Here is a 6,713-nt window from a genome sequence, read left to right as displayed (position 1 = left end):
CGTTGTCGTTGTCGTTGTCGCGGTCTCGACATGGCGAATATTTCGACAACGACAACGACAACGACCACGGGGAGGCCCCGGTCTCGGAACTTGAGCAGCGAAGCACTAGGGCAAATCCGCGCGCAGTCCCCGGAGTATCGTCAGATACTCCGGATCGCTCTGCGCAAGGAGGCCATGACGGATCAGAAAATCGATAATCACCAGATTGCAATTGAGCTTGAATTCCCCCGTGTCGCGGACCAGATCGCGCACTTCCTCGACGGGCAGGCGGTAGAAGGTCTCCACCTCGCCATCCGTGCAGCGGGGCGCGAAATCCTCGGGCAACTCCAGATCGTAGCAATACATGACATCGGGTTTCAGACCCCGTTCCGAATCCCGGCAATAGGTCACGGCACCGACCGCCACGGCCCGGTCGGCCAGCTCGGCGGACATCCCCGCCTCTTCCGCGCACTCCTTGCGAAGATTCTCGGACAGGGTCAGCCCATTGGGAAGGCCGCCAGCGACCAGATGATCGAGACACCGGGGGTAAAGCCGACGGCTCGCCGAGCGTCGACCGATCCACATCTCGATCCCGCGCGGGGTTCGGACAAAGCCATTCAGATGTTGTCCGAACGCGCGCATCCCAAAAAAAGGCGCGGCAGCCCGATCGATCAGACACCGCGCCTGCTCCCGATGTCCGGCGGTGACCGGATACGGCTCGCCATGGAGATGACTGACCACCCCCTCCTCCGCCAGACATTGGACCACCTCCGCCAGCACAGCGGTCCGTCCCGCGAAATCGGCGGGTGCGCCGGACCAGTACACCGCATCGGTTGCTACTTGGAACTGAGCTGGCCAACGCCGGAACTGCTCGACGGCGCCCGGACGGAGACTGCCGATCCGTTCGCCGTCCAGCAGAAAGGGCCGGAAATCGCGCGGATTCCAAGTGTTGCAGGCGCGAATCTTGTCAAGGAAACTCATTGCACCAACTCATTGAAATCGGAGGAGTGACGGGATGCAGTCATCAAGAAATCTCTATCGATACGCTGGGCGATCGCGCCAACCGTCTTCTTTGCGGATCAATCGTCCAATGTGCTCCGGAGCCCCTTCTGGCGAACGGTCGGTTCCTTCGATCCCTTTGCCGGGCTGCCGAGACGGGTCGTGAGAAGCGATCGTTTAGACGTCATCAGGCGGGATGTCAGCCGAGTCGGAGAACTTTTCTGACGCGGTGCCATGAGCGGATCCGGACTGGGTTGCATCAGCGCCGCCCCGGATCCATACCCTGTCGGAACGGATCCCATGCGCGTGGGATCCAGGGGAATCTCGTTACCCGTCTGAACCGACTCAGGCATCGGCGGCTCAACACCGGGTTTGGCCGTGACTGGATTGTTTACGCGAGCGGGGAGTTCGACTGAAGACCGGTCGCCGCCCGTCTCGCGGGTTTCCTGAGCCCCAACCGGGTCAGCGCTGGCAGAGTCGACTGGCTTCGTCGGCCGATCACTAACCGTGACCACCTCCTGCGCGCTGATCGAGGTAACGGCCAGCACCAGGATCCAACCGGAAATCATCGCAAGTATTCGCATCTTTCATCCGTCTCGTTTCTAAAGAAGAGAGCAAGGTTCAGGTCCGACTTCTCTCGGTCCATGCCTGAACAGGATTCGAGCACATCGCCGACCGCCATGAGATCTATTGTCCGACTTCTCCGCCAATGTATACAATGCCCTCAGAGATTCTTTCCGAGGTTCGGCACATTGGCTCAAACCCTAGCCCGCTACTCCAAGGTACTGGAAATCGTCGGGGACATTTTGAAGGTTCGCGTGCCGCCCTCGGCGAACGAGCGGACGCGAGTCGCGTTCGACGATCTGGCGCTGGTCGAGGATCCAGGCGGATTCACATCGCTCGCGCGCGCGATCAAGCTGGATCGCGACATGGTCTCCCTGCAAGTCTTCGCCGGGACCAAGGGCCTGTCAACCGAGGCTTCGGTGCGCTTCCTCGGGCATCCGATGCGGGTCACCTACTCGTCGAATATTCTGGGTCGCGTGTTCCGTGGCGATGGCGGACCGCTGGATAACGGCCCTGACCTGTCGCAGGATCCCAAAATTCCGATCGGCGGTCCCTCGGTGAATCCGGTGCGGCGGCTGCTTGCCTCCAAGATGATCCGCACCGACGTGCCCATGATCGACATCTTCAACTCGCTGGTGGAGAGCCAGAAGATTCCGATCTTCTCGGTCGCGGGTGAACCTTACAACCAACTGCTGGCGCGCATCGGCATCCAGGCCGATGCGGACATCGTGGTCTTCGGCGGGCTGGGACTCATCTTCGACGACTACCATTTTTTTCTGCGCCGCTTCGAGGACGCCGGCGTCTTCGCCCGCACCGTGATGTTCGTCAACCTGGCCTCCGATCCGGTCGTCGAACGTCTGCTGGTGCCGGACATGGCGCTCGCGGTGGCCGAGAAGTTCGCGGTGGAGGAAGGCAAGCGGGTACTGGTGCTGCTCACCGACATGACCGCCTATGCCGACGCCATGAAAGAGGTCGGCATCGCCATGGAAGCGGTGCCATCCAATCGCGGCTACATGGGCGATCTCTATTCGCAACTGGCGCGCCGCTACGAAAAGGCCGCCGACTATACAGATGGCGGCTCGCTGACCATCCTCGCCGTCACCACCATGCCCGGCGACGACGTGACCCATCCGGTGCCGGACAACACTGGCTATATCACCGAGGGTCAGTTCTATCTGCACAATGGCGAGCTGGATCCCTTCGGTTCGCTGTCGCGTCTGAAACAGCATGTGATCGGCAAGGTCACCCGCGAGGACCACGGCCAGATCATGAACACCATGATCCGCTTCTATTCCAGCGCCCGGGATGCCGAACAGAAACAGGCAATGGCCTTCGATCTGTCGGATTTCGATCTCCAATTGCTCAAGTTCGGACAACTCTTCCGCAAGCGCTTCATGAACATCGAGATCAGTCTACCGCTCGAAAAGGCCCTGGATCTCTGCTGGCAGACCCTGGCCGAGTGCTTCGAGCCCGAGACACTGCTGATGAAAGAAGCGTTGATCGACAAATACTTCCCGAAACTCGACGCCGATCTGTCGAACATGGCGGCATAGCCGCCAAAGCGGCGATTGCCTCTGTCGGTTCCCGCGACCGTTGCTTGGCCATGGCCGGAAACGGCGCACAACGACCGAAGAGTCCGCGCGGCCGACACACTCCACAACACCCTGTCACGCTGTTTTTTTACCCGTCAGCCCCCAGTTAAGCGACGATAGACAGCTTGACGATCCGTCGAGGAAGTAACCCATGGAGCAAGCGCTCGAACCCAACTGCCGTGCAACCTTCACTGGCACGGATATCGCCGACGTACAGGGGAGCGCCGATACCCGCCGCATCGCCATCGACAAGGTCGGTATCAAGGACATCCGCCATCCGGTACGGGTGCGCGAGCGCGGCGGTGCCGAACAGCACACGGTCGCGACCTTCAACATGTCTGTGTATCTCCCGCACGACTTCAAAGGCACGCACATGTCGCGCTTCGTGCAGATTTTGAACAACCACGAACGCGAGATCAGCGTCGACTCCTTCAAGGACATGCTCACCGAGATGTCGCAGCTCCTGGAGTCCGAGGCCGGACATATCGAGATGCGCTTTCCCTATTTCGTCAACAAGAAGGCGCCGGTTTCGGGGGTCGAAAGCCTGCTCGACTATGATGTCACCTTTATCGGCGAGATCCGCCACGGTCAGCCGACCCTGGAAATCAAGGTGCTGGTTCCGGTCACCAGTCTTTGCCCCTGTTCCAAAAAAATCTCGGCCTATGGCGCGCACAATCAACGCTCCCATGTGACGGTCCAGGTGCGTACCCAGGGCTTCATCTGGCTCGAAGAGATTATCGAAATGATCGAGCGGGAGGCATCCTCCGAACTCTTCGGCCTGCTGAAGCGGCCCGACGAGAAATTTGTCACCGAACGCGCCTACAACAATCCCAAATTTGTCGAGGACATGGTGCGCGACGTCGCCCAGCGTCTGAACGAAGACGCACGCATCGTGGCCTATGTCGTGGAGGCGGAAAATTTCGAGTCCATCCACAATCACTCGGCCTATGCCCTGATCGAACGGGACAAGACGCGCGAGGCCAAGGTCGCCGGGACATTGCTCTGACCGACCCCTCGCCGGAGTGCCTGCTGCTGCACGGCTTCACCGGCTGCGCGGAGGACTGGCGAACGCTGACCGGCCAGGATCGCACCCGGCTAGCGGTCGATCTCCCCGGTCACGGCCGCCGGGGAGACCCACGCGGCACCTTTCGCGACGAGATCCAGGCGCTTCTCCAGGAACTGCCGACCAGCATCGAGCGCGTGGTCGGTTACTCCTTCGGGGGACGGCTCGCGCTGGGGCTCATCCAGGCCGCCCCGGCGCGCTTCCGTGCCGCGACCATCATTTCCGCCCATCCGGGACTCACGGACCCCCTGCTCCGGGAACAGCGGCGCGAGGCTGATCGGCGGTGGATTCAACTCCTGCGGACTCAGGGGATCGATGCCTTCGTCCAGGGCTGGGAGAAGCTGCCGCTCTTTGCGACCCAAGGTCATCTGTCGCGCTCGGTCCTTGCCCGACAGCGGGCCTGCCGCCTGAGCCAGCGGGCCGAGGGTCTGGCGAGTTGCCTGGAACGGCTGGGACTGGCGGAGATGCCCGGCACCTGGGACGATCTGATGCGTTTTCCGGGACAGTTGCGCTGGATCGTGGGCGGAGAGGACAGGAAATTTCTGCGCCTCGCGCGCCAGGTCGCGGAGCGCCGTCCGACGACCGATCTGAGGGTCTTGGAGGGCGTCGGCCACAATCCGCTGCTGGAATCTCCCGATCGTCTAACCGATCTTTTATAATTTTTCGCGATCGCTTCCACAGCCGAACCTCCAACCGACGAGAAACCCGATCATGCAAGGCAATAACAACGTACCGCGCGCCGAACGTCGTCAACAGGCCACTGAGTATCTTCAGGACGAGGACAACAACCCGCGTATCCTGATCGCCGAATGGGGATTCAAGGTGCTGTTCCGGTTTTTCAGTCTCGCGGCAACGCTCCTGAGCATGCTGACCTCCCCCAAGGATCGCGCCTAAGCCGCGTTTGCCAGCGCAAGCCATCGCATCGGGACCATGAACTTTTTCACCGAACCGACCGCTTACGAAAAAACGATCCTCTCCGATCTCCAGGGCGCCTGGGAATGCCTGCGGGCGACGCTCGTCGAGCAGGCCAGTTTCGCGGGTTGGGATAAACTGCTGTTTCACGCCGACGAAGCGATGAGCTGGGAGACGGTGCGCCATCTGGAACGGATGGCGCCGCTCGTGGTGCTGATCCGCAACCTCGCCATCCAAGGCCATGCCCCGGCGCAAGTGGTCGAGGAGATCGACGCGATTGCCGACATTCTCGCCGAGGTTTTGTCGGTTTCGTGAGCGAACCCTTCATCTAAGAGCGAAGCAATTCATGGCTAACCACTCCATTTCGGGCGCAGGCTATCTGTTCGAGGGCATCCGGCTCATTGCCCGCCCCGGACTCCGACGGTTCGTGCTGATTCCGCTGCTGGTCAACATCCTGGTGTTCTCCGGCGCCATCTATGTCGGCGTCACCCAGTTCGAGCGGCTCATGGGGAGCCTGGAAGCCAGCGTGCCGAGTTGGCTGAGCTGGCTCGACTGGATCCTCTGGCCAATTTTTCTCCTGCTGCTGCTGGTGCTGGTGTTTTACGGCTTCAGTCTGGTCGCCAACCTGATTGCCTCGCCATTCAACAGTTTGCTGGCCGAAAAGGTGGAGTTGGTCCTGACCGGCCAGCCACTGGATCAGGGGAACGATGGCGCGCGGATGCTCGCGGAATTGATTCCGACCCTTCTCGACGAGCTCGGGAAGATTGTCTATGCCCTGCTCTGGGCCATTCCCTTTCTGATGTTGCTGTTCGTTCCCGTGGTTGGGGCCTTTTTGTGGTTCCTCTACACGTCCTGGATTCTGGTCGTCGAGTACAGCGACTATCCCATGGGCAATCACGGTCTGAAATTCCGCGAGATGCGCCGCCGGCTGCGCGGGCGACGATCACTCAGTCTGAGCTTCGGCGCGGCGGCGGGCATGGGGATGATCCCCGTGCTCAATTTTCTGCTGATGCCGAGCGCGGTCGCGGGCGCCACGGCGATGTGGGTGCGCGAGTTCAAGGATGCGACCCACTATCAGGGGCCCCATGAATCCAAGGTCGCGACCCGCTATGTCCTGCTGGCGATCGATCATCTCTCGGGACGGATCGGCGGCGAGATTCTCGCCGGCCCCTTGCAGGGCCAGGCGCTCGAACAGACCGCGACCGAGGATCTGCTGGATCTTCTACACACCTGTTATCTCACCGATGCCGAATCGGCCGAGGCATTGGAGGTATATCTGTCTCGCGCACGCGGTCATCGGATCGACGAGCCGCCGCCACGGCATCGACCCGAAGCCGCGCCCCAACCTCAAACCATCCTCATGGATGGGCATGAGGCGCGCGCCATCCTGGGGATTGCACCGGACGCCGGGCCAGAGGAGATCAAGACCGCGCATCGGCGGCTGATACAACGGCTGCATCCGGATCGCGGCGGGTCGGACTATCTGGCCGCGAGGGTCAACGAGGCCAAGCGGACGCTGACGGGTTAAGTTAGGTATGTTTTTTCCCGGAAATTGCTTATTCTCCTGGTCGCGCGCGGCGCCAACCGGCCGGCGGCGATTCTCT

The 6,713-nt window shown here is 61.2% G+C and carries 7 protein-coding genes; 6 read left to right on the top strand and 1 reads right to left on the bottom strand.

Translation table 11 applies throughout. The annotated features are described in order from the left end of the window. Positions 1 to 105 precede the first annotated feature (105 nt). Positions 106 to 960: a DUF4743 domain-containing protein gene (locus tag QZY07_RS07470; RefSeq protein WP_295401230.1), complete on the bottom strand. Its 855-nt coding sequence runs from the start codon at positions 958 to 960 to the stop codon at positions 106 to 108. A gap of 770 nt (positions 961 to 1,730) precedes the next feature. On the opposite strand from QZY07_RS07470, the gene QZY07_RS07465 reads away from it, so the two are divergent. The 6 genes from QZY07_RS07465 (at position 1,731) to cysZ (ending at position 6,637) form a co-directional block, all read left to right on the top strand. Next, entirely contained in the window at positions 1,731 to 3,095 is a 1,365-nt protein-coding gene (locus tag QZY07_RS07465; RefSeq protein ID WP_295401228.1) for a V-type ATP synthase subunit B, read from the top strand. A 190-nt stretch (positions 3,096 to 3,285) separates the two neighbouring features. Beyond that, complete coding sequence (gene folE2, locus QZY07_RS07460) at positions 3,286 to 4,140, top strand: GTP cyclohydrolase FolE2 (RefSeq protein WP_295401227.1); 855 nt, start codon at positions 3,286 to 3,288, stop codon at positions 4,138 to 4,140. Continuing rightward, a complete protein-coding gene (locus QZY07_RS07455) occupies positions 4,131 to 4,856 on the top strand; it encodes an alpha/beta fold hydrolase (protein ID WP_295401232.1) in 726 nt (241 codons plus the stop codon). The genes folE2 and QZY07_RS07455 overlap by 10 nt, the downstream gene beginning before the upstream one ends. A 52-nt stretch (positions 4,857 to 4,908) precedes the next feature. Then, complete coding sequence (locus QZY07_RS07450) at positions 4,909 to 5,091, top strand: hypothetical protein (protein ID WP_295401225.1); 183 nt, start codon at positions 4,909 to 4,911, stop codon at positions 5,089 to 5,091. 36 nt (positions 5,092 to 5,127) lie between these two features. After that, complete coding sequence (locus QZY07_RS07445; RefSeq protein ID WP_295401224.1) at positions 5,128 to 5,424, top strand: hypothetical protein; 297 nt, start codon at positions 5,128 to 5,130, stop codon at positions 5,422 to 5,424. A 31-nt stretch (positions 5,425 to 5,455) separates the two neighbouring features. Beyond that, complete coding sequence (gene cysZ, locus QZY07_RS07440; RefSeq protein ID WP_295401222.1) at positions 5,456 to 6,637, top strand: sulfate transporter CysZ; 1,182 nt, start codon at positions 5,456 to 5,458, stop codon at positions 6,635 to 6,637. Positions 6,638 to 6,713: the final 76 nt, after the last annotated feature.

This window comes from uncultured Thiocystis sp., assembly GCF_903866365.1.
Classification (GTDB): Bacteria; Pseudomonadota; Gammaproteobacteria; order Chromatiales; family Chromatiaceae; genus Chromatium.
The sequence above is the reverse complement of the archived record's forward strand: the minus strand, read 5'-3'. Positions and strand labels throughout refer to the sequence as shown.